The organism is Kitasatospora mediocidica KCTC 9733 (assembly GCF_000744225.1).
Taxonomy (GTDB): Bacteria; Actinomycetota; Actinomycetes; order Streptomycetales; family Streptomycetaceae; genus Kitasatospora; species Kitasatospora mediocidica.
Map to the genome: position 1 here is coordinate 530,318 of NZ_JQLN01000005.1, position 21,638 is coordinate 551,955.

Annotated in this window: 15 protein-coding genes; 2 read left to right on the forward strand and 13 right to left on the reverse strand. The window is 73.6% G+C overall.

Annotated features, from left to right (window positions below; translation table 11 throughout):
• Positions 1-9: 9 nt before the first annotated feature.
• The 4 genes from BS80_RS16455 to BS80_RS16470 form a co-directional block, all read right to left on the reverse strand.
• Positions 10-252 (reverse strand): hypothetical protein, encoded by a 243-nt coding sequence (locus BS80_RS16455; protein ID WP_332262174.1) that lies wholly within the window; start codon positions 250-252, stop codon positions 10-12.
• Between the two features lie 146 nt (positions 253-398).
• A complete protein-coding gene (locus BS80_RS16460; protein ID WP_269676107.1) occupies positions 399-770 on the reverse strand; it encodes a WhiB family transcriptional regulator in 372 nt (123 codons plus the stop codon).
• A 171-nt stretch (positions 771-941) separates the two neighbouring features.
• The gene (locus BS80_RS16465; RefSeq protein ID WP_035798181.1) at positions 942-1,403 is read right to left on the reverse strand and encodes a hypothetical protein; all 462 of its coding nucleotides are present in this window, start codon (positions 1,401-1,403) and stop codon (positions 942-944) included.
• Between the two features lie 241 nt (positions 1,404-1,644).
• Entirely contained in the window at positions 1,645-4,035 is a 2,391-nt protein-coding gene (locus BS80_RS16470) for an ATP-dependent DNA helicase UvrD2 (protein ID WP_408607382.1), read from the reverse strand.
• A gap of 226 nt (positions 4,036-4,261) precedes the next feature.
• Between BS80_RS16470 and BS80_RS16475 the strand changes: the two genes are divergently transcribed.
• Positions 4,262-4,519 carry a mycoredoxin gene (locus BS80_RS16475; RefSeq protein WP_035798184.1) on the forward strand — a complete coding sequence of 86 codons (258 nt, stop codon included), beginning with the start codon at positions 4,262-4,264 and terminating at the stop codon, positions 4,517-4,519.
• A 52-nt stretch (positions 4,520-4,571) separates the two neighbouring features.
• On the opposite strand, the gene BS80_RS16480 is transcribed toward BS80_RS16475, so the two are convergent.
• From BS80_RS16480 to BS80_RS16505, 6 genes are all read right to left on the reverse strand, one after another.
• Positions 4,572-5,378, reverse strand: coding sequence for a GntR family transcriptional regulator (locus tag BS80_RS16480; protein ID WP_035798186.1), 807 nt, complete (start codon positions 5,376-5,378; stop codon positions 4,572-4,574).
• A gap of 379 nt (positions 5,379-5,757) precedes the next feature.
• Positions 5,758-6,690, reverse strand: a complete 933-nt coding sequence (gene nudC / locus BS80_RS16485; RefSeq protein ID WP_035801489.1) for an NAD(+) diphosphatase — start codon at positions 6,688-6,690, stop codon at positions 5,758-5,760.
• A 59-nt stretch (positions 6,691-6,749) separates the two neighbouring features.
• Positions 6,750-8,186: a dipeptidase gene (locus BS80_RS16490; RefSeq protein ID WP_051966688.1), complete on the reverse strand. Its 1,437-nt coding sequence runs from the start codon at positions 8,184-8,186 to the stop codon at positions 6,750-6,752.
• A gap of 93 nt (positions 8,187-8,279) precedes the next feature.
• The gene (locus tag BS80_RS16495) at positions 8,280-11,096 is read right to left on the reverse strand and encodes an FtsX-like permease family protein (RefSeq protein ID WP_035798193.1); all 2,817 of its coding nucleotides are present in this window, start codon (positions 11,094-11,096) and stop codon (positions 8,280-8,282) included.
• Positions 11,093-11,959, reverse strand: a complete 867-nt coding sequence (locus BS80_RS16500; RefSeq protein ID WP_083974794.1) for an ABC transporter ATP-binding protein — start codon at positions 11,957-11,959, stop codon at positions 11,093-11,095. The genes BS80_RS16495 and BS80_RS16500 overlap by 4 nt, the downstream gene beginning before the upstream one ends.
• Positions 11,925-12,542 (reverse strand): PadR family transcriptional regulator, encoded by a 618-nt coding sequence (locus BS80_RS16505; protein WP_035798195.1) that lies wholly within the window; start codon positions 12,540-12,542, stop codon positions 11,925-11,927. The genes BS80_RS16500 and BS80_RS16505 overlap by 35 nt, the downstream gene beginning before the upstream one ends.
• An 81-nt stretch (positions 12,543-12,623) precedes the next feature.
• On the opposite strand from BS80_RS16505, the gene BS80_RS16510 reads away from it, so the two are divergent.
• A complete protein-coding gene (locus tag BS80_RS16510; protein WP_051966690.1) occupies positions 12,624-13,625 on the forward strand; it encodes an endonuclease/exonuclease/phosphatase family protein in 1,002 nt (333 codons plus the stop codon).
• Positions 13,626-13,631: 6 nt separating this feature from the next.
• Here the strand turns inward: BS80_RS16510 and BS80_RS16515 are convergent, their stop codons facing one another.
• The 3 genes from BS80_RS16515 to BS80_RS16525 all read right to left on the reverse strand — a co-directional run bounded on the left by BS80_RS16515 (position 13,632) and on the right by BS80_RS16525 (position 21,605).
• Entirely contained in the window at positions 13,632-14,825 is a 1,194-nt protein-coding gene (locus tag BS80_RS16515; RefSeq protein WP_157536315.1) for a PP2C family protein-serine/threonine phosphatase, read from the reverse strand.
• 191 nt (positions 14,826-15,016) lie between these two features.
• Entirely contained in the window at positions 15,017-18,226 is a 3,210-nt protein-coding gene (locus tag BS80_RS16520; RefSeq protein WP_035798197.1) for an ATP-dependent DNA helicase, read from the reverse strand.
• A gap of 34 nt (positions 18,227-18,260) precedes the next feature.
• Positions 18,261-21,605 (reverse strand): ATP-dependent helicase, encoded by a 3,345-nt coding sequence (locus BS80_RS16525; RefSeq protein ID WP_157536316.1) that lies wholly within the window; start codon positions 21,603-21,605, stop codon positions 18,261-18,263.
• Between the last annotated feature and the right edge of the window lie 33 nt (positions 21,606-21,638).

Below are 21,638 nucleotides of genomic sequence, written 5' to 3' on the forward strand. Positions count from 1 at the left end.
TCAGCTCTGTCACATCAGGGCGGTGACGAGGACCTTGCGGGCCCGCATCGAGGCGCGCTCGGCACGCCGCTTGAGCCGGCCCGCGCGAACGGCCCGCAGGACGAGACGTTGGTGCTCGGCCTCCTGGAGGCGTTCTTGCATATGGGCACGGGCCAGGTTTTCTTGCATGAGATTCATCTCGAGGTTCCTGTTCTGGACAGAGAGTTCGGTGGTCCGCTCGGCGCGGGTGCTGGGTTCGGTGGTGACGGTCATGGTGTGGTCCTGCTCGTGGTGCGTAGGCGGGTAGGGAAGCTGTGCTGCGGCATCGGCCTGTGCGGCGGCGATGCGAACGGAGTGGCGCAATGCGTCGGCCGCCGGGGGGCAATCCCGGTGGACCATTGCTGCTCGAAGCGCCGGGCTCATGCTGCGACCTCGGTCTTGCGCGGACGGCCACGCGGCCGCTTCCGGGCCACCACGACGCCCTGCACGAAGAGCTCGCCGCCCCAGACGCCCCACGGCTCACGCCGGTCGAGCGCACCGGCCAGGCAGGCCTCCTTCACCGGGCAGGTGCCGCAGAGGGACTTCGCATACTCGACGTCCGCCGGCGTCTCGGCGAAGAAGACCTCCGGGTCGAAGGCGCGACACGGGATGGGGGAACCGAGAGCCTCGGTGTCGTCGAGAGCGGTGATCTGCATGAGGGAACCTTCCGGGGGAGGGAGTGGAGCGGGGTCGGCCTTGGTCGGCGCTGTGCTCGGTACGGACGGGAGGGGCGGTGTGATGACCGTGGACACTGTGGGCGTCTTCCTCGTCTGGAGTTCTGGTTCCGGTCCCCAGCTGACTGGTGGGGCTGGGCCGGAGGCCCCGAGGGGCCTTGTGGTCTGTCGTACCGGGCAAAACAGAAGGGCCGCGGATCCCGGTGTACGGGTTCCGCGGCCCTGGAAAGGTGCCGACCTGAGACTTCCTCAGGTTCGCTCTCTCCAGGGTTCAGGCCCGCGGAAGGCCCGGATCCGGATGGCTTCGGCCCCGATAAAGGCGGCCTTGGCCTGGTCGATCAGCTGCTCGCTCTGCTTCTGGGCTGCTCCGGCACCGATGACCTGCAGATAGGCGCCATGCTTGGCCGCCGCGTCCACTGCCTTCGGTGCCTTGGTCGGTCGCTCATTGCGCATCGCACGCATGGAGTCGACATCGACGCTGACCCAGCCGAGGGACAGACCCGTCTCGACACCCGTCCCCGCAGGGCTGGCGACGGCGTCCACCGTGCCCAGGGCACCGGCGACACTGACGCGGGTGGCGTCGAGACCCAGACCGCCGCAGACACCGGACAGCGAGACTCCGCCCGCGAGAAGACCCGCGGGGGAACGACGCAGTGAAGCGGCAACAACGGCCTGGCCAGTCAGTTTGGTGATCATCGTGATGGTTTCCACTGTCGTCGCCTCCTCTCGGCGTCTCGCGGTGCCTGGTTCCCCGGGCTCCGGCTGTTCGGATGTCTGTCTCGGTCCTGCTGTGGAACTGTCCTGCTGTCGTGCAAGTCCTGCTGCACGCGATGCGCGCACGGGTAAGCCGTTTCGGGAGTGATCCCGGTCGGCCGACGATCTCGTTCCCTTGACCGCTCCGGCAGGCTATTGCGCACCATGCACAGCGCGCAAACTATTTAACGGGCGAGTTTCAGGAGTCTTCCGAGGGCTCCTCGGGCCACTCCTCCGGCAGCCCCTCCGGAGCACCCTCTGCGGGGCCCGTGGAGGCGTCGACGGAGGGCTCGTCCGAGGGGGCCTCCGCGACCGCGGCCGGTTCCTCCTCGGGTTCTTCCCCCGCACACAACGACAGCACGGCGGCCCCGTACTTGTCCAGCTTCATGGCACCCACACCCGAGATGAGCGCCAGCGCCCGGGCGTCGGCGGGGACGTCCTCGGCGATCGCCATCAGGGTCGCGTCGGTGAAGACCACGTAGGCCGGCGCGCCCTGCTTCTTGGCCTGCCGGGCCCGCCACTCGCGCAGCCGCTCGTACAGGCCCTCGTCCATCGAGGAGGGGCAGTCCTCGCAGCGGCGCAGCTTGCGCTCCACCGCCTCGGTCAGCGTGCGCCCGCAGACCCGGCACTTGACCGGGCCGCGCGCCCTGCGGCCCGCCGCACGCTCCGCGCCGCCGCCCTCTACGCTCCCGCGCCCGCCGCCGGCGGAGCGCCCCGCGCCCGAGCCCGAGCCCGGGCGCAGACCGTCCAGGAAGCGCGAGGGCTTGCGGCTCGCGCGCCCCCCGGGCGAGCGCGACAGCGCCCAGGAGAGCGAGAGATGCACCCGGGCCCGGGTGACGCCCACGTAGAGCAGCCGGCGCTCCTCCTCCAGCTGCTCGTCGGTCTTGGCGTAGATGATCGGCAGGGTGCCCTCGGTCAGGCCCACCAGGAAGACGGCGTCCCACTCCAGCCCCTTGGCGGCGTGCAGGGAGGCCAGCGTGACGCCCTCGACGGCCGGTGCGTGCTGGGCGGCGGCCCTGGCGTCCAGCTCGGCCACGTAGGCCGCCAGGTCCGCCGGCTCGCCCGCCGTGCGGCGCCCGGCCTCGAACTCCTCGGCGAGGCGGACCAGCGCGGCCAGCGACTCCCAGCGCTCGCGGACGGCGCCGGAGCCGGCCGGCGGCGTCGCGGTGAAGCCCCGGGTGGCCAGCACCGCGCGCACCTCGGAGGCGAGGTCCGGCGCGTCCAGCGTCACCGGGTCGTTCCCCGCCCGCGCCGCACCGCGCAGCAGCAGGCCGGCCTCACGCACCTCGGGACGCTCGAAGAACCGCTCGGCGCCCTTCAGCTGGTAGGAGATCCCGAGGTCGGCCAGCGCCTGCTCGTAGACCTCGGACTGGCCGTTGGTGCGGAACAGCACGGCGATCTCGCTGGCCCGGCAGCCGCCCTGCTCGGGCGTCCTGGCCAGCAGCTCCTTGATCCGGTGCGCGGTGGTCTCGGCCTCGGTCGGCTCGTCGACGTACTCGGTGTAGACCGGCTCGGGGCCGGCCTCGCGCTGCGAGACCAGTTCGAGGCGGTGCCGGGCGGCCGCGCCGCGGGCCTGCGCGAGCAGTCCGTTGGCCAGGTGCACCACCTGCGGGGTGGAGCGGTAGTCGCGGACCAGCTTCACCACAGTGGCGTCGGGGTGCTTGGTGCGGAAGTTCAGCAGGTAGTCCGGCGTCGCGCCGGTGAAGGAGTAGATCGTCTGGCTGGCGTCGCCGACCACGCACAGGCTCGCGCCCGCGCCCGTCCACTGGTCGAGCAGACGCTGCTGGAGCGGCGAGACGTCCTGGTACTCGTCGACGGTGAAGTGCCGGTACTGGGCGCGCACCCGGTCGGCGATCTCCGGGCGGTCCTCCAGGATCGCGGCGGTCAGCAGCAGTACGTCCTCGAAGTCGATGACGTTGCGGTCGCGCTTGGTCTGCTCGTAGGTAGCGTAGACGCGGGCGATCTCGGCCGGGTCGCGCGGGGCGTCGCGGCCGGACTTGAGGACCGCCACCGGGTAGTCGTCGGGGACGATCTGGGTGACCTTGGCCCACTCGATCTCGCTGGTGAGGTCGCGCAGCTCGGTGCGCTGGACCCGCAGCCCGGTCCGCCCGGCGGCCTCGGCGACCAGCTGGACCTTGCGTTCGAGCAGTCGCGGCACCTCGCCGCCGACCGCGCGCGGCCAGAAGTACTGCAGCTGGCGCAGCGCGGCGGAGTGGAAGGTCCGGGCCTGCACGCCCTCCGCCCCGAGCTCGCGCAGCCGGCCGCGCATCTCGCCCGCGGCCCGCGCGGTGAAGGTGACGGCCAGCACCTGCTGGGGCTGGAACACGCCGCTGCGCACGCCGTAGGCGATCCGGTGGGTGATCGCCCTGGTCTTGCCCGTCCCGGCGCCCGCGAGGACGCAGACGGGCCCGCTCAGCGCGGTGGCGACGGCACGCTGCTCGGGGTCGAGCCCGGCCAGCACCGCGTCGGCGTCCCCCGGCCGGCCGGCGTAGCCGCCGCCGAAGGGGGCCGGCCCGCCCCCGGACAGCCCGGGGAGGTGGTTCGCGCCGTGGGGGTCACCGGTGATGAGCTCTTCCTGCATGCGGTCCATCCTCTCAGCCCCGCGGGCGGACTCCTGTGGGCCGCGGCACCCGATACGACCATCCTGGCAGGCCCCGACGACAATCCGCCGCGAGTTGTCCACAGGTCCGGTACGACGATCGGCCCACGTCGCCTGGTACACCCTGGCAGCGGACCACGGGCCCAGGAATCAGCGCCGCGTCCGGTGCGTTGTGCAGCGCGACAGCACCATTCCCCTGGGCGAAGGAGTCCTTTCGATGTCCGGCAGCGTCACGATGTACAGCACGACCTGGTGCGGCTACTGCCAGCGGCTGAAGAGCCAGCTGGACCGCGCCGGCATCGGCTACACCGAGATCAACATCGAGCAGGACCCGAAGTCCGCGGCCTACGTGGAGTCGGTCAACGGCGGCAACCAGGTGGTGCCGACCGTGCTGGTGACCCCGACCGCCGGCGGCGAGCAGGTCGCCATGACCAACCCGAGCCTGCGTCAGGTCCAGGCCGCCCTGGCCGGCTGAGCGGCGCGCACCCGGCGGTCCCGAGGCCTCCCGCCCCGGGGCCGCCGAGCGGTCACGGACCGGGCCGGGCCGACAACTCGCCCAGCCCGTACACCAGCCGGCAGCGGTCGGCCGAGTAGCGCGTCTCGATCACCCGGACCGGCCCGCGCCCGTCGTAGGTGACCCGGGTCTGCACCAGCAGCGGCACGCCCGGCCCGCCCTGGAACCACTGCGACTCCTCCGGCCCCGGCATCCGCGAGACCAGCTGGTCGACCGCGCCGACCTCGGTGCGGCCCAGCTCGATCAGCACCTGTTCGTCCCCGCCCGGCACCGGGTCGGGCTCCATCAGGGCGGTGCCGGCCGCCAGTCCCGCGCGGTAGTGGCTCTCCTCGATCGAATACGGCTCGCGGTCCATCAGCCGCAGCTGGCGGCGGACCACCACCGCCTCCCCCGGCCGCAGGCCGAGCCGCTCGGCGATGTCCACCCGGGCCCGGACGATCAGCATCTCGAAGTCCACCGTCAAGGAGCGGCCCGCCTCGGTCGCCTCGTTCGTGTAGACCTCGCTGGGCGCCGCGAGACTGTCCCGCTGGGCGGGGATCAGCCGGCCGGCCGGCGGCGGCCCGAAGGCGCGGTGGTCCAGGACCGGATGGTCCTTCAGGTAGGTGCCCTTGCCCTGCAGCCTGACCAGCCGGCCCTCGTTGACCAGGACGTCCACCGCGAGCCGCACGGTGTTGCGGGCGACGCCGTACTGCTGCTCCAGCTCGGACTCCACCGGCAGCGCCACGTCGGCGCGCCACTCGCCGGCCGCGATCCGCCGGCGCAGATCGGCGGCCAGCCGCTGGTACTTGGGGGACGGAACGCTTCCTCTGGAGATGGTCACAGGGGGAATGTAGCGATTCGCGCCACACCATTTCAGCTAAACCAGCCATTATTGGCCAGGATTGGGGATTGCCCGACTGGCCGGTCCGGATGCCGGGTCAATGGCCGTCGAATTGATTCCAACCTGGCCCGTCCAGGCCGGTCGGCACCGGGGCCCCGGCCGCCGGGGCCTGGCGACCGACCCCGGTGGCGGCAGGCGGCCGACGGCCCGCGGGGCAGAGCCCGTGAGCGCCCCGCGCCCGTCCGAAAAGGCCGCCACTTGTTGGCTGGAACTTTTCTGGAATTGCCTCTGAATCGATCACGGATGATCGCATGGGAACGGGGGCGTGCGCTGATTCCCGCACACCCCCGTCAGCATTCCCGCGCTGGTTTCCGGCGCGCTACCAGCGAGCGGCCGGCGGCAGCGGTTCGCCGTACCAGAGCTCGACCAGGTGCCGGGCGATCGAGATGCCCGACGGCGGCAGGATCTCGCCCGACTCCATCCCGGCCCGCAGCTCCTCGCGGGAGATCCAGCGCGCCTCGGAGAGCTCCTCGCCGTCCACCGTGATCGCCGTGCCGTCCGGGTCCGCCTTGGCGACGAAGCCCAGCATCAGGCTGGCCGGGAACGGCCACGGCTGGCTGGCCACGTAGCTGACCTCGGCCACCTTGACCCCGGCCTCCTCGAAGACCTCACGGGCCACCGCCTGCTCGATCGACTCGCCCGGCTCGACGAACCCGGCCAGCGTGGACCAGCGGCCCTCCGGCCAGAGCGCCTGGCGGCCCAGCAGACAGCGGTCCTCCTCGTCGGTGACCACCATGATCACGGCCGGGTCGGTCCGCGGGTAGTGCTCGGCCGCGCACGAGGTGCAGCGCCGCAGGTGCCCGGCGCCGGCCTTGTCGGTCGAGTGCCCGCAGCGCGAGCAGAAGCTGTGCAGGCGGTGCCAGTGCTCCAGCGCGACGGCGTGCACCAGCAGCCCGGCGTCGCGGTCGGACAGGCTCGCGCCGACCTCGCGCAGCCCGGCCGGGCGGGCGTCGCCGTCCAGCCGCCCCGGCAGCGTCTCGCCGGCCAGCGCGAAGTACGAGACGCCCTCCTCGTCGGTGCCCAGGAAGTACCGGTCACCGACCTGCGGGGCCTCGAACGAGGGCAGCAGCACCAGCTCGGCGCCGGCCTCGGTGTCCACCACGAAGACCTCGCCGCCGGCGATCGGCAGCACCTTGGTGGTGGGGTGGCTCCAGGCGGCCGCGAGCCACGGCTCGTCCTGCCGGTGATGGGCCGCCCGGTCCACTCCCGCTCTGGCGAGGACGAGTTGGAGGGTCCGTTCGGTGTCAGGCATGGTGCTCACGATGGTTCGTCCCCGATCGAAGATTCATCAGCGGCCGACGGCCGGTGCCGTCAGTGGTCGTCGGCCGCGGCGGCCAGGCCCGCCGCCTCGGCCGGCCGGAAGTTCTCGGCGAGGTCGCCCCAGAGGTAGGCGGTGGCTTCCACGCCCTTGCGCAGCAGGTCGAGCTCGACCTTCTCGTTGACCGAGTGCCAGCCGTCCGAGGGCACCGAAATGCCGAGGAAGAGCACCGGCGCGCCGAGCACGTCCCGCAGGTCGGCGGCCGGTCCCGAGCCCCCCTCACGGGTGAAGAGGATCTCCTTCTCGAAGGCCCGCCCCATCGCCCGGACGGTGGACTGCAGCGCCGGGTGGTCCAGCGGGGTCAGGCAGGGCCGGGTGTGGGCGTTGAAGACGATCTCGTGCCGGATGCCCGCGGGGAGCCGGTCGGCGACCCAGTTGCGGACCAGCTGCTCGATCTTGTGCACGTCCTGTCCGGTGACCAGCCGGAAGGAGAGCTTGAGGTGCGCCTCGGCCGGCACGATGGTCTTGCGGCCGGGGCCGGTGTATCCGCCCCAGACGCCGTTGACCTCGGCGGTGGGCCTGGCCCACACCCGCTCCAGGACGGTGTAGCCGGCCTCGCCCTGGACGCCGTGCGACTTGGCCACCCGCAGCCACTGCGCCTCGTCGAAGGGCAGCCGGGCGAAGAGCTCGCGCTCACGGTCGGTCAGCTCGACGACGCCGTCGTAGAAGCCCGGGACGGCGACCCTGCGGTCGGCGTCGTGCAGCTCCGCGGCCAGCTCGGCCGCGGCGGTGGCCGGGTTCGGCACGGCGCCGCCGAACGAGCCGGAGTGGATGTCGCTGTCCGGGCCGAACAGGTCGACCTGGCAGTCGACGATGCCACGCATGCCGGTGCAGACGGTCGGCGTGTCCGCGCCCCACATGCCGGTGTCCGAGACGACCACCACGTCGGCGGCCAGCCGCTCGCTCTCGCGGCGGATCAGCGCACCGAAGTTCGGCGAGCCGGACTCCTCCTCGCCCTCGATCAGCAGCTTGAGGTTGACGGCCGGGGCGGTGCGCCCGCCGGCCGCCAGGTGCGCGCGCAGCCCCAGCGTGTGGAAGAAGACCTGGCCCTTGTCATCAGCCGCACCCCGGGCGTAGAGCCGGTTGCCGATGGTCACGGGGGTGAACGGCTCGGTGTCCCAGCCGTCCTCCTTGGCGGCCGGCTGGACGTCGTGGTGACCGTAGACGAGGACGGTCGGCGCACCCGCGTCACCCGAGGGCCACTCGGCGAAGACCGCCGGCAGGCCGTCCGTCTCCCAGACCTCCGCCACCGGGAACCCGGTCTCGCCCAGCTTCGCCACCAACCACTCGGCGGAGCGCCGGACGTCCCCCGAACGCCCTGGGTCGGCCGAGACCGACGGGATGCTCAGCCAGTCCGACAGGTCCCGCAGGAAGTCGGCCTGGTGCTGGTCGATGAAGGAGCGGACGACGCTGTCCGGGGTTTTCGTCATACGGACGACTTTAGTTCTCCCCGATACCCGCGCGCCTCCGTGGTCCCGTTCCCGGGCCACGGAGGCGCTGTAACCTGCGTCACTCGCGTACCGTCAGCCGGCCCGGCGCAGCAGCGTGATCCGCGAACGGGTCAGCAGCATGGCCAGCCCGGCGGCCAGCAGCGGCAGCGCCACCAGCGTGAGCCCCATGGTCAGCCAGGGGAACGCGATCACGGCGTGCGCCGACTGGTGGAACCCGGTGTCCGCCACGACCTTGCGCAGGGCAACCGCCGGGACGACCCCGCAGACCGTGCCGAGCACCGCGCCCATCGCCGCGATCACCCCGCACTGCAGTCCGGAGAGCGTGCGGCGGATCCGCGGCGCCGCGCCGATCGCCGCCAGGGTGGTCAGATCCTGCTGCGAGTCGGCCGAGGCCAGGCCGGTGGCGATGCCCGCCGCCCCGAGGGCCACCAGCCCCGCGAACAAGGTCAGCCCGAGCACGATCAGCGTGTGCGTGGAGCGGAACCCCCGCTCGATGTGGAAGTTCCAGTTGTCGGCGCCGTTCTTGGCGACCGCGGCGGTGGCCTTCTGCTCCTCGCCCGAGGAGGGCGTCGCGGCCGGCAGCCAGACCGAGCCGCCGTCGGAGACGGTCAGGCCGAGCCGGACCGCGGTGGCCTGCGGGACGTACGCCTGCGCCGCGGGGTCGGTCACCGACGCCACGACGGCGTCGGCGGTGACCTCGTGGCTGGGCGGCTCGACCGACGGCCCGGAGCTCCGCACCCCGTCGGCCTGCCGCGGGTAGGGGTCGGTCAGCTTGAAGGTGACCTTGCCGTCCTTGACGTACCGGTCGCTGAAGACCACCACCTTGCCCTGCGCCACCGCCTGCTCGACGGCCGGGTCGTGCAGGGTGAACAGGTTGTGCAGCACCGTGCTGTCACCCGAGATGACCGAGCCGAAGGTGGTGCCGAAGTCGGCCTGCCGCGCGTCGCAGCGCGGGTCGGTGCTGTTGCGTGCGCTGTAGGGGATGTACGGGCTGTCGCCGGCGTCCGGGCAGCGCTTCTCGGGCGGCACCTCCAACTCCAGCTGGCCGCAGTTGGATCCGCTGGTGTGACAGGTACCGCCGTAGTCGACGCTGCTCACGTCGGCCCGCGGACCGAGGTCGGCGATCGACCGCTCCACCGCGCCGCGCTGGGCCGCCAGCAGGTCGCCGCCGGCACTGGCGCCGTACCCGGCCGACAGCGTGACGGCGCCGCGCGGCGCCGAGGCGACGTACTCCTGACGGCTCTGCTCGTCGCTGCTGGCTCCGTAGATGCCGACCGCGACCGACCCGGCCACCGCCGCCATCACGGCCGCGACCGCCGGCGCCGTGCGCCCCCGGTGGCGGATCGAGTCGCGCAGTGCCAGGCGCGGTCCGAGCGGCAGCCAACGGCCGAGCCTGCCGAACAGGCCGACGATCATCGGCGTGCAGGCGACCATGCCGAGTTCGGCGACCATCGACCCGCCCAGCACCGCGACCGTCCGGTCGCCGGAGCCACTGGCCGCGCCGAGCAGCGCCAGCGCCGCACCGCCGCAGACCATCAGCACCCCGAGCACCGCCAGCTTCCGGGACGGCGGCTTGATCCCGCCGCGCCCGGTCAGCGCCGCGACGACGTCCTGCCGAGAGGCCTGCAGCGCCGGCACCACCGCCGCCAGCAGCCCGGTGACCAGGCCGATCGCGACGATGCCCAGCAGGTCGAGCGGCTCGACCGCGAGGTGTCCGAAGCGCTGGCCCGCCAACTCCTCGGTCCACGGCCTGGTGAGCACGACGAGCAGCACCCCCACCAACGCACCGATCGCGGCCCCGGCCACTCCCAGCACCACACCGCCGCTCAGCACCACCGAGCGGATGTGCGCGCGGTCGCCGCCGCCCGCGCCGATCAGCCCCAGCTGACGACGTGAGCGCCTGGCCCCGACGGCGAACGCCGGACCCGCGAGCAGCACGATCTCCAGCAGCGCCATGCCGATCACGGTGCCGAGGATCACCATCGTGCTCTGGTCGATCGGACCGCCGCCGAAGCCGCGCCGGTCCTCCTGGACGTAGTACGGCACCGCGGAGCGCGGCGGCGGGTCCAGCAGGACGGCCCGCGAGGCGACCGTGAAGGAGTACTTGTTGAGGTCCTGGACCTTGGCCCAGTCCAGCGCGGCCCCGCCCGGCAGCCTGACCAGCCACTGGCTGGCCCGGACGGCCCGTCCGGTGCCGGTCTGGGTCGGCGCGGAGAGCGCGCCGGGCCGGCCGACCACCCTGACCCGCTTCAGGTCGTTCGGGTACTCGGCGACGCCGGTGATGGTGAAGGGCGTGTCACTGACGCCGCGCAGGGTGGTGGTGGAGCCCACCTTGAGACCCGAGGAGTCCAGGAAGGCCTGGGTGACGGCGATCTCGCCGGCCGCGGCGGGCGGCCGGCCCTTCACCAGGTCGATCCGGCCCTTCCAGACCGGATCGGTGAGGTCCGCCTCGTCGCTGTCGGCCGGGAGCAACCCGTCCACCGAACTGGCCAGCACGCTCGGCGTGTACGGCACCGGGGTCAGCACCGAACCGGCCGGGAGCAGTTCCTTGGCCAGCGTGAGCGGATCGGTCGTGGCACTGCGCTGCTGTTCGGCGTTCTTGGGACCGGTCTGCTGCGAGGGGTCGGCGCTCGTGCCGTCGTTGGGGTTGGGCGCCTGGAGCACGGTCAGCCCGGGCGAGAGCGCCGCGATCAGCGCGTCGGCCCGGCCGAGCGTGCGGGTGGCCGTCTCGGCGGGGGTCAGGGTGCTGCTGTGGTAGACCACGTCGGCGCCGGTCACCCCCAGCACGGGCAGCGCGATCATGGCCAGCACCAGGGCGCTGCGGCCCTTGGCGCGCAGGGCGTCGCGGCGGGCGATCCGCAGGGCGACCCGCCAGGCTGAGAGCTTCACTCGGTCACCGGCCCGTTCAGGCTGTTGGTGGCCGCGGTGAGCAGCAGCGTGCTGGCGTCCTGGCGGCCCGTCTCGTCGACCAGTCGGCCGTCGCGCAGGAAGACCACCCGGTCCGCCCAGGCGGCGTGCCGGGCCTCGTGGGTGACCATGACCGCGGCGGCGCCCGCGTCGCAGCGGGTCCGCAGCACGGCCAGGACGGCTTCGCCGGTGGTGGAGTCCAGCGCGCCGGTGGGCTCGTCGGCGAGGACCAGCCGGCGGTCGCCGATCAGCGCGCGGGCGATCGCCACCCGCTGCTGCTGACCGCCGGACATGTCGTCGGGGAAGCGGTCGGCCAGCTCCCCGATGTTGACCTCCTCCAGCGCCGCCAACGCCTCCTGGCGGGCGGCCCGGCTGGAGATCCCGTCCAGCTCGCGCGGCAGCATGATGTTCTCGGCGGCGGTCAACGCCGGGATCAGGTTGTAGTCCTGGAAGACGTACCCGATGGAGCGGCGACGGACCTGGGCCAGCCGCTTGCGCGAGAGGTCGCCGAGCGACTGCCCCTCCACCAGCACCTTGCCGTCGGTGGGGCTGTCCAGGCCGCCGGCCAGGGTGAGCAGGGTGGACTTGCCGGAGCCGGAGGGTCCCATCACCGCGACGAACTCCCCCGGGTAGACCCGCAGGTCGACCGTACGCAGCGCGTGCACCTGGGCGGCGCCCTGGCCGTGCACCCGGCTCACCTCGGCGAGGTGCAGGACGGGTTCGGTGCGCGAGGCGGCGAGGGTCGTGGAAGGAAAGGTGTCGGTCAAGGTTCCCCCAGCTGTTCCGTGGTTCGAAGTGGTGGGCGGGCCGTCAGGCCCGGGTCCGGCGCCGTGCCTTCGGGGCATCGGAAGCGGCGCTCGGGGCGGGCAGATCGGCCTGCCGCTCGCTGTACTGGGCGAGCCGGGTCTCGCAGTGGTCGAGCCAGCGGACCTCGGCCTCGGTCTGGAAGATCAGCTGGTCGAGGACGAGCAGCCAGGCCAGGTCGGAGCGGTCGTCACCCTCGCTGGAGGTGGACTCCCCCGCCAGCGCGCGGGCCTTCAGCCGGGTGTAGTCCTGCAGTGCCTTGATGCTGTGCCGGCGCTGGGCCTGGACGACGGCGTGCACGTCGACCCCGGGGACGGTGACCGCCATCGCGAGCTTGATCGCCAGCTCGTCGCGGGGCGGACTGGTGCGCGGCACCGGGGTGTCGAACCAGGAACGCAGTTCCGCGCGTCCTTTGTCAGTGACGGCGTAGAAGAGGTGGCCCTCCTCGTCCTCGCTGTCCGGGACGACGAGGCCATCACGTTCCAGGCGGCCCAGCGTGGTGTAGACCTGGCCGACATTGAGCGGCCAGGTGGCACCGGTGCGGGCCTCGAACTCGACGCGGAGCTGGTAGCCGTAGCGCGGGCCCTGGTCGAGCAGGGCGAGCAGGCCATGACGGATGGACATACTACGTATGTATACCCGGTATGCGGTCAAGGCTCAAGCCACGGCCTTCGGCGTCATCGCCAGGGCGTACCGTCGTGCGGTGTGAGCAATCTGCGCATCGCCACCTTCAACCTGCTGCACGGCCAGCCGCTGGCCGCCGACGGCAGTCCGCTGCCCTACCCCGCCGGGCCCGGCGATCAGCCCCCGGCCTCCGGGTGGGGGGACCCCCTCCACGAGGCGATCGCCTCGCTGGACGCCGACGTGCTGGCCATCCAGGAGGTCGACCGCCACCAGGAGCGCTCCGGACTGACCGACCAGACGGCGGTGGCCGCCAAGGCGATGGGCGCCGCCGACTGGCGGTTCGCCGCCGCACTGCACGGCCGCCCGGCGCCGGTGGCCGGCTGGCTGCGCGACCCGGAGGTGCCGGGCCTGCGGGTCTACGGTCCGGACGAGGTCGGCACCGCCGTCGACCTGCCCTCCTACGGGACGGCCCTGCTCACCCGGCTGCCCGTCCGGCACTGGCAAGCCCGGCGGTTCGCGCCCGCGCCGTTCGGGCTGCCGCTGCGGGTGGCCGGCCGACGCGGCCTGACGCCGGTCCCGGACGAGCCGAGGGCGGCTCTCGCCGCCGTTCTGGAGGGCCCGAGCGGCCCGTTCACGGTGGTCGCCACCCACCTGTCCTTCGTGCCGGGCTGGAACATGGCCCAACTGGCCGGTATCCGGCGGTGGATCGCCGATCTGCCGCGCCCCTACCTGGTGCTCGGCGACTTCAACCTGGTCGGGGCCGTGCCGCGGACGGTCCTGGGCGGGGCCACCGCGCTGGACCGCGGCGCCCGTTCGCGCCAGCAGCTGCGCGAACTGCGCGCCGCCCGCCGCACGCTGGGGGCGGCGGGCGAACCGCGCCGCCGCCGGGCCCGCGAGCCGCGCCCGCGCCTGCAGGGCTGGCACGACCTCGCCCGCACGCCCACCTACCCCTCGCACCGCCCGGCCGTGCAGTTCGACCACGTGCTCGCGGTCGGCGTCCCGCGCACCGCCGTCGGCTCGGTTTCCGCGCCGCGGGTGGGCGTCTCGGACCACCGCCCGCTGGTCGTGGAGGTCGCGCTCTAACCCGCCCTAGTTCGGGCGGGCCACCAACTGGGCGTTCTGGTGCGGCAGGTGGGAGCTGCCGGGAAGCGGCTGGTACTGCAGCAGCAGCATCGCCGCGTCGTCGCCGAGCTGCTTGCCGACGTGCCGCACCACGTCCGCGTGCAGTTGGCGCAGCACGTCCGTGGGGGCGCCCGTCGCGCAGCCGGGCAGCCGCTCGGCGAGCGGGTAGAAGAGACCGGCCCGGTCCCGGGCCTCGATCACGCCGTCGGTGAAGAGCAGCACCCGGTCGCCCGGCTCGAACGGCACGCGCTGGACCGGCGGGTGGACGTCCCTGGGGTCCAGCACGCCCAACGGCGGCACCGTCTCGTCCAGCTCCAGGGCCACCGCCGGCCCGTCACCGCGCAGCAGCAACGGCGCCGGGTGGCCGCAGTTGACGATCTCCGCGGTGCCGTCCGGGCAGACCCCGATCAGCACCAGGGTGACGAACTCCTCCTCCACGCCCGGGTGCTCGTTCTCGTGCAGCGCGCGGTCCAGGCTGACGGCCAGCCAGCCGGCCACCTTGTCCAGCGCCGGTTCCTGGTGCGCCGCCTCGCGGAACGCGCCCAGCACGGCGGCGGCGGTCTCCACCGCGCTGAGCCCCTTGCCGCGGACGTCGCCGACCACCGCGCGCACCCCGTGCCGGGTGTTGACCACCTCGTACAGGTCACCTCCGATCCGGGCGTGCGCCGCGGCCGCCGCGTAGTGCACCGCCGCCCGCACGCTGCCCACCCGGTCGGGGACCGAGCGCAGCAGCACCCGGCGGGCGATCTCGGCCACCAACTGGGCGTCGGCCAGCGCCTGCTCCTGGCGGACCCGGAGCATCACGCTGACCCAGCTGATCGCGGTGACCAGGGCGATCGCGAAGACCGTCGCGCTGTGCACGGACTCGCCGAGCACGTTGTTGTAGGTGGCCATCACGAAGGCGGCGGCCTCGGCCAGCACCCCGGTCAGCAACGGGTACCAGACCCGGCGGCTGACGATCGCGGCCAGCGCCGGCACGGCGGTGAGCGCGGGTTCGACCGTGACCTCGGTGTTGCTGAAGTAGTCCAGGAAGATCACCAGCGCCATGCCGATGAACGGCAGGGCCAACGCGGTCCTGGGCCAGGTCCCCGTCGCGCGCACGGTCGCCGGGCCGGGGGTGGGGCCCGCGAACCGCTCTCTGAACCATCCGGTCGCGCTCAACTTCGGTTTCTCCAGCAGAAGGCGCCCGGTGCCGTGGGGACACCAGCGACGATGACTGAGGGTGATGATCGGGGGCCTGTCCGTCGGCCGGAAGACACGAGTGACCGGTTAACGACCCCACAATAGGCGCGAAACGCGCACACCGCACTGGTTTCGCGCGACTCCGTGACGAGTTGGATGCTCTCTGTGACCTAATAGTCACTGTTCCCGATCAGAAGCGTTTCCAACTCTTTCCGGTCAGGAAGTCGCACCGGTCTTTCGATCCGTCCGCTGCGGATGTAACAGAAGGCGGCGGTGACCTGCTCCAGCGGGAGCCGCTGCTGCTCGGCCCAGCCGACCCGGTAGATGGCGAGTTGCAGCGGGTCGGCGCTCTCCTCGTGGCCGGTCTTCCAGTCCACCAGCTCGTAACGGGGCAACCCCGGTGACCCACCGTCGTCGTCACGCTCGCGATACACCGCATCGATCCGGCCGCGCACCACGCGTCCCGCCAGCAGCAGCTGCACCGGTGCCTCGACCCGGTAGGGCGTCCGGGTCGCATACGGCCCGCGCAGGAATGCCTCCTTGAGCTGTTCCAGGTCGTGCTCGTCCTCGATGCCGTCCTCGTCCACGCCGGGCAGCGCGTCCGCCTCCAGCAGCGGCAGTGGCGCGAACTGCGCCTGGATCCAGGCGTGGAAGCGGGTGCCGCGGCGGGCCGCGGGCTGCGGCGGGCGGGGCAGCGGACGGGCCAGCTCGTGCGCGAAGCCGTCCGGGTCGGCGGCCAGCCGCATCAGCTGGGAGGCGGAGAGCGAGGCCGGCAGCGGCACATCGCGCACGGTCCGCCGGGAGCGCTCCAACTCGCCGAGCAGCGCGCTCAGGTCGCGGTCCCAGGAGGCCACCTGGCGCTGCTCCTCAGGCGCCAGGCGCTCGGGCTCCGGCGCGGGCCGGCCGGCCAGCCGACGCCCGACCACCTCGGCCACCCGGCGCCGGGCCAGCTGGGCGGCCGGATCCAACGGCAGCGGCCAGGCGGTCTCCACCGACTGGTCCAGCGCCGGGTTCTCGGTGCCCTCCAACGGCGGCTCGGCCCAGTGCTCCACCTCGCCGCAGCCCGGCCGCCCGGCATGCACGCGCAGCCCGTCCAGGAAGTCGGAGGGCCCGCGCGGGGTCTTCTGGCTCGGCCCCCACCAGTGGCCGGAGGCCAACAGCAGGGAGCGCGGGCGGGTGAACGCCACATACCCGAGCCGCAGCTCCTCGGTCGCCGTCTGGTCCTTCAGGCCGTCCCGGAAGGCCGTCATGCCCTTGGCCGTCCAGGCCGGGACAGCGGGCAGCGTGGCGCCGTCGCCGCGCAGCGCGTGCGGCAGGACGTGCCGGCGGCTGGTCCACCGCTCGCGCGAGCGGTTGCTCGGGAAGGCGCCGGAGACCAGGCCGGGGACGGCGACCACGTCCCACTCCAGGCCCTTGGACTTGTGCACGGTGAGCACCTTCACGGTGTCCTCGCCGCCGGGCAGGCTGCTGTCCAGGCCGCGGTCGTAGTCCTGGGCGGCCCTCAGGAAAGCCAGGAAGGCCACCAGACCCGGGTCCCCGTCCAGGTCGGCGAAGCCCGCCGCGACGTCCAGGAAGGCGTGCAGGGTCTCCCGGCGGCGGGCGGCCAGCGCCAGCGGCGAAGCCGAGAGCTCGACCTCCAGATTGGTCACCGTGAGCACCCGGTGCAGGACGTCCATCAGCGGCTCGGAGAGCATCCGGCGCAGCTCGCGGATCTCCCGTGCCAGGTGGGCGAAGCGCACCCGGGACTCCGGCGAGAACGGCAGCTCTCCCCCAGCCTCCGGCTGGGAGGTGCCCCCATGCTGGGCCGCGTCCAGGAAGGTCTCCAGCGCGTCGGAGAGCGAGATCACCTCAGTCGGGTCGACGTGGGCGACGGCGGCCTGCAGCGGGTCGCCGCCCTCGGCCGGACGGGCGGTGCGCACCAGCTCGGCGGCCCGCCGCCCGAGCAGCGCCAGGTCGCGCGGGCCGATCCGCCAGCGCGGGCCGATCAGCAGCCGGACCAGGGCCGCGTTGGCCGTCGGATCCTGCAGCACCTCGCAGACCGCGACCAGGTCGGCCACCTCCGGCAGCTGCAGCAGGCCGCCCAGGCCCACCACCTCGACCGGGACCCGCCGCGCCACCAGCGCCGCGTGGACGTCCGGGAAGATCGCGCTGCCGCGGCAGAGCACGGCGATCCGGCCCGGCGCGGTGCCGGTGCGCACCAGGTGGGCGATCGAGTCGGCCAGCCAGCCGACCTCCTCGGCGTGGGTGGGCAGCAGCGCGACCCGCGCGAAGCCGTCCAGCTCGGCGCCGGGCGCCGGGCGCAGCGCCTCGACGCCCTCGTGCATGGCGCGCAGCGGCGCCGCCAGGCCGTTGGCGAAGGTGAGCAGGTGGCCGCCGCTGCGACGGTTCTCGCTGAGCGCGTAACGCGCCGCGGGGGCGCCGTCGGCCTGCGGGAAGTGCCGGGGGAAGTCGTCCAGATTGGCCACCGAGGCGCCGCGCCAACCGTAGATCGCCTGGCAGGGGTCGCCGACCGCGGTGACGGCGTGGCCGTGGCGGCCGAACAGGCCGGCCAGCATCAGCCGCTGGGCGACCGAGGTGTCCTGGTACTCGTCCAGCAGCACCACCTTGAACTGGTCGCGCAGCAGCTCGCCGACCACCGGGCGCTGCTCGGCCAGCCGGGCGCCGGCGGCGATCTGGTCGGCGAAGTCCATCAGCCCGGCGGCGGCCTTGCGGCGGCGGTAGTCCTCGACCAGGCGCAGCAGCTCCTGGCGGCCGGCCGCGGCCTCCGGGACGGCGCGCAGGTCGGCGTTGCTCAGCTTCGCGGTCGCCAGTTCGTCCAGCAGCCCGGTGTCGAAGTCACGCAGCTTCTCCGGGTCCACCAGATGCTCGGCCAGCTCGGCGTCCAGTGCGGTGATCTCCGCGACCAGGGTGCTGAAGGTGTCCCTGAGGTGCGGGAACGGCCCGCGGGCGGTGCGCAGCACCCGGGCGGCCAGCTGGAACCGGGTGGCGTCGGCGAGCAGCCGGACGTCCGGTTCGATGCCGATCCGCAGGCCGTGCTCCTTGAGCAGCCGGCCCGCGAAGGCGTGGTAGGTGGAGATCTCCGGCTCCCCGACCGCCTCCTCGGCGTCGTCCCGCACCCCGGCCCTGGCCAGCGCGGTGCGGACCCGCTCGGCGAGCTCGGCGGCGGCCTTGTTGGTGAAGGTCAGGCCGAGCACCTCCGACGGCCGCACGGCGCCCGATCCGACCAGCCAGACCACCCGGGCCGCCATCACCGTGGTCTTGCCCGAGCCGGCCCCGGCGACGATCACGGCAGGCTCCAGCGGGGCGCCGATGGCTTGCATCTGCTCCCGGTTGAAGGGGATGCCGAGCAGCTCCTTGAGCTGGTCGGGGTGGCTGAGCATGAGGAAAAGGTAACCGGCGGGTGTGTCAGACCCCCTAATCGACCAGCTGGCGCCCGTCGCGCTGGGCGGAGCAGCTGCGGCGGAACGAGCAGCGGTCGCACCCGCTCCCGGTGGTCGGCACGAAGCGCTCGGCGAGGACCCGGCCGGCCGCGTCGGCTAGCAGGTTCTCGATCCACGGCTCACCGTCCGGCGGCCCCTGCTGCTGCACCTTGGGGGCGGCCGGGTCGCGCTTGTCGTCGATCCGCAGCTGCACCAGTTCGGCGCCGCCGAGTTCCGGACGGCGGCCCGTCAGGTCGTCCACCGCACCCTCGCGGACCGCGAGCTGGTAGACGGCCAGCTGCCGGTGCTCGGGCAGCGACTTGTCGGTGGGGGGCTGCTTGCCGGTCTTGAAGTCGACCACGTAGGCCCGGCCCGCGGCGTCCTGCTCGACCCGGTCCATCACACCGCGGATCCGCACCGAGACCTCGCCGACCGGCAGGATCAGGTCGAACGGGTGCTCGGTCGCCAGCGTGCCGCGGCCGCGCTCCAGCACGTGCCAGTGCAGGAAGCGCTCCAGCGCGGCGCGGGCCTGCGCCTTCTCCTGGTCCGCCTTCCACGGCGCGTCGAAGGCCAGCGCGTCCCAGACGGTGTCCAGCCGCTCCATCAGGACCGCCAGGTCGGCCGGGGTGCGGCCGGAGCCGACCTCGTCGGCCAGCGCGTGCACGACGTTGCCGAAGCCCTGGGCGCCCGAGGTCGCCGTCTGGGCCTTGACCTCCTTGGCCAGGAACCACTCCAGCGCGCACGAGTCGAGCTGCTCCAGGCCGCTGCCGGAGAGCTGGACGGGCTGGTCGGGCTCGCGCAGCGGGACGGGGTTGCCGGTCGGGTCGGCCATCCCCCACCAGCGGGCCGGGTGGGCGGCGGGGACCAGCGGCACGCCGTCCTCGTCGGTGGCGGCGGCGAGCTGCGCGAGGCGCTCGGCGGCGGTGCGGCGCAGCTCGGGCGAGCGGGCCGGGTCGACGGTGACCGCGCGCAGCTCGGCGATCAGCGCGGGGATCGCCAGCGGGCGGCGCGGGCGATGGGTGACGTCCTCGACGACGACCTGCGGGGTGCGGCGCAGCACCTTGCCGGTGCGGGGGTCCAGTTCCTCCCGGTAGAGCTCGCGCAGGAACCGGGAGGGCTCGTCACCGTCCTCGGCCGGGGCCTTGACCGCGGTGACGATCAGGCGCTCCTTGGCCCGGGTGACGGCGACGTAGAAGAGCCGGCGCTCCTCGGCCAGCAGGGCGCCGGGGCTGAGCGGTTCGGCCAGGCCGTCGCGTCCGATCCGGTCGGCCTCCAGCAGCGAGCCGCGGCGGCGCAGGTCCGGCCAGAGCCCCTCCTGGACGCCGGCCACCACCACCAGCCGCCATTCCAGGCCCTTGGAGCGGTGGGCGGTCATCAGCCGGACGGCCTCGGGACGGGCGGTGCGGACGGTGAGCGTGTCGGCGGCGATGTCCTGCGCCTCCAGCTCGGCGAGGAGGTCGAGGGCGCCGCGGTGGCCGGTGATCTGCTCCTCGGCGCGGGCGGCGGTCTCGAAGAGCGCGCACAGCGCGTCCAGGTCGCGGTCGGCGTTGCGCCCGGCGGTGCCGGAGCGCAGGGCGGAGCGTTCCAGGCGTTCGCGCCAGCGCGGACTGCCGTCCCAGAGCAGCCAGAGCGCCTCCTCGGCGGTGCCGCCGCCGATCAGGTGCTCGCGGACCTTGCGGAGCAGGAAGCCCAGGTCGCGGGCCCGGCGGGCGTAGCCCGGGTCCATCGCCACCAGGCGTCCGGGTTCGGCGAGCGCCTCGCGCACCAGCTCGTCGGCCGAGCGGACCACCTCGGCCCCCGCGGCCCGTTCCTCCTCGCGCAGCGCGCGACCCAGCCGCCGCAGGTCGGAGCCGTCCAACCCGCCGAGCGGGCCGGTCAGCAGGGTGTGCGCGACATCGGCGGTCAGGGGGTCGGCGGCGTACGGGCGGCCACCTGCCGGGGCCTCCTCGGTCTCGGACGTCGAGGAGGCCGACTTCTCGTACGCGGCGCCCTGGGCGCAGACCCGCAGCGCGAGCAGCAGCGGGACCACGGCCGGCTCCTCGCGCAGCGGCAGGTCGTCGCCGTCGATCTCCAGCGGCACGCCGGCCGCGCTCAGCGCGCGCCGCACGCCGGGTATCGCCCGGGCGCCCGCCCGGACCAGCACCGCCATCTCGCCCCACGGGACGCCGTCCTCCAGGTGCGCCCGGCGCAGCAGGTCGGCGATGCTCTCCAGCTCGGTGCCGGGCGTGGGGTAGCTGTAGACCTCGACCCGGCCGCCGCCCTCGCGGGCCGTCAGCAGCGCGCGGTGCTGCGCCAGCTTGTCCGAGGGCAGGCGGCTCATCGGCATCCGGCGGGCCAGCTCGCGGGAGGCGGCCAGCAGGACCGGCGCCGAGCGGCGCGACACCCGCAGCACCTTCACCTCGGCCGGCCGGCCGTCCGCCTGCCGGAACTGGTCGGGGAAGTCCAGGATCCCGTTGATGTCGGCGCCGCGGAAGGCGTAGATCGACTGGTCCGGGTCACCGACCGCCACCAGGTCGCGGCCGCCCCCGGCCAGCTGGTGCAGCAGCCGGACCTGGGCCGGGTCGGTGTCCTGGTACTCGTCCACGAACACCACGTCGTAGCGGCCGCGCAGATCCACTTCGGGACGCTCTGCCAGCAGCACCGCCCGGTGCACCAGCTCGGCGTAGTCGAGGACGCCGCGCAGGTCCAGCACGTCCAGGTAGTCGGCCAGGAAGTGTGCCGCGGCGGCCCAGTCCGGCCGCTGCACGCCGGCCGCGAAACGGGCCAGCTCCGCCTCCCCCAGTCCGAGCTCACGGCTGCGCGCGAGCACCGCGCGGACCTCGTCGGCGAAGCCGCGGGTGGTCAGGCAGGCCCGCAGGTCCAGCGGCCAGCTGATCCTCCCCCGGCCTTCGGCCGGGGGGACCCCCTTGCCCCCGCTCGCGGCGTCCTCGGCGTCACCCGCCAGCAGCTCACGGACCATCACGTCCTGTTCGGGACCGGAGAGCAGCCGCAGCGGCTCCGCGTACTGCTCCGGATCCTGGTGCGCGCGCAGCAGGGCGTAGCAGAAGGAGTGGAAGGTCGTGGTCTGCGGAGCGCTGCCCAGTCGCACGGCCATCCGGTCGCGCAGCTCCATCGCGGCCTTGCGGCTGAAGGTCAGCACCAGGATCCGCTCCGGGTCGGTGCCCCGCTCGATCCGCCGCGCGACCGACTCCACCAGCGTGGTGGTCTTGCCCGTGCCGGGCCCGGCCAGCACCAGCAGCGGCCCGCCCACGTGCTCGGCCACCGCCTGCTGGTAGGGGTCCAGCACGGGCGGGGCGGGCGGCGTGAGCGGGCTGCGCACCAAACGGTAGGGAGAGGTCACGGTGGTCCTGGGGGAGGAGGGGCACCTCCCGGC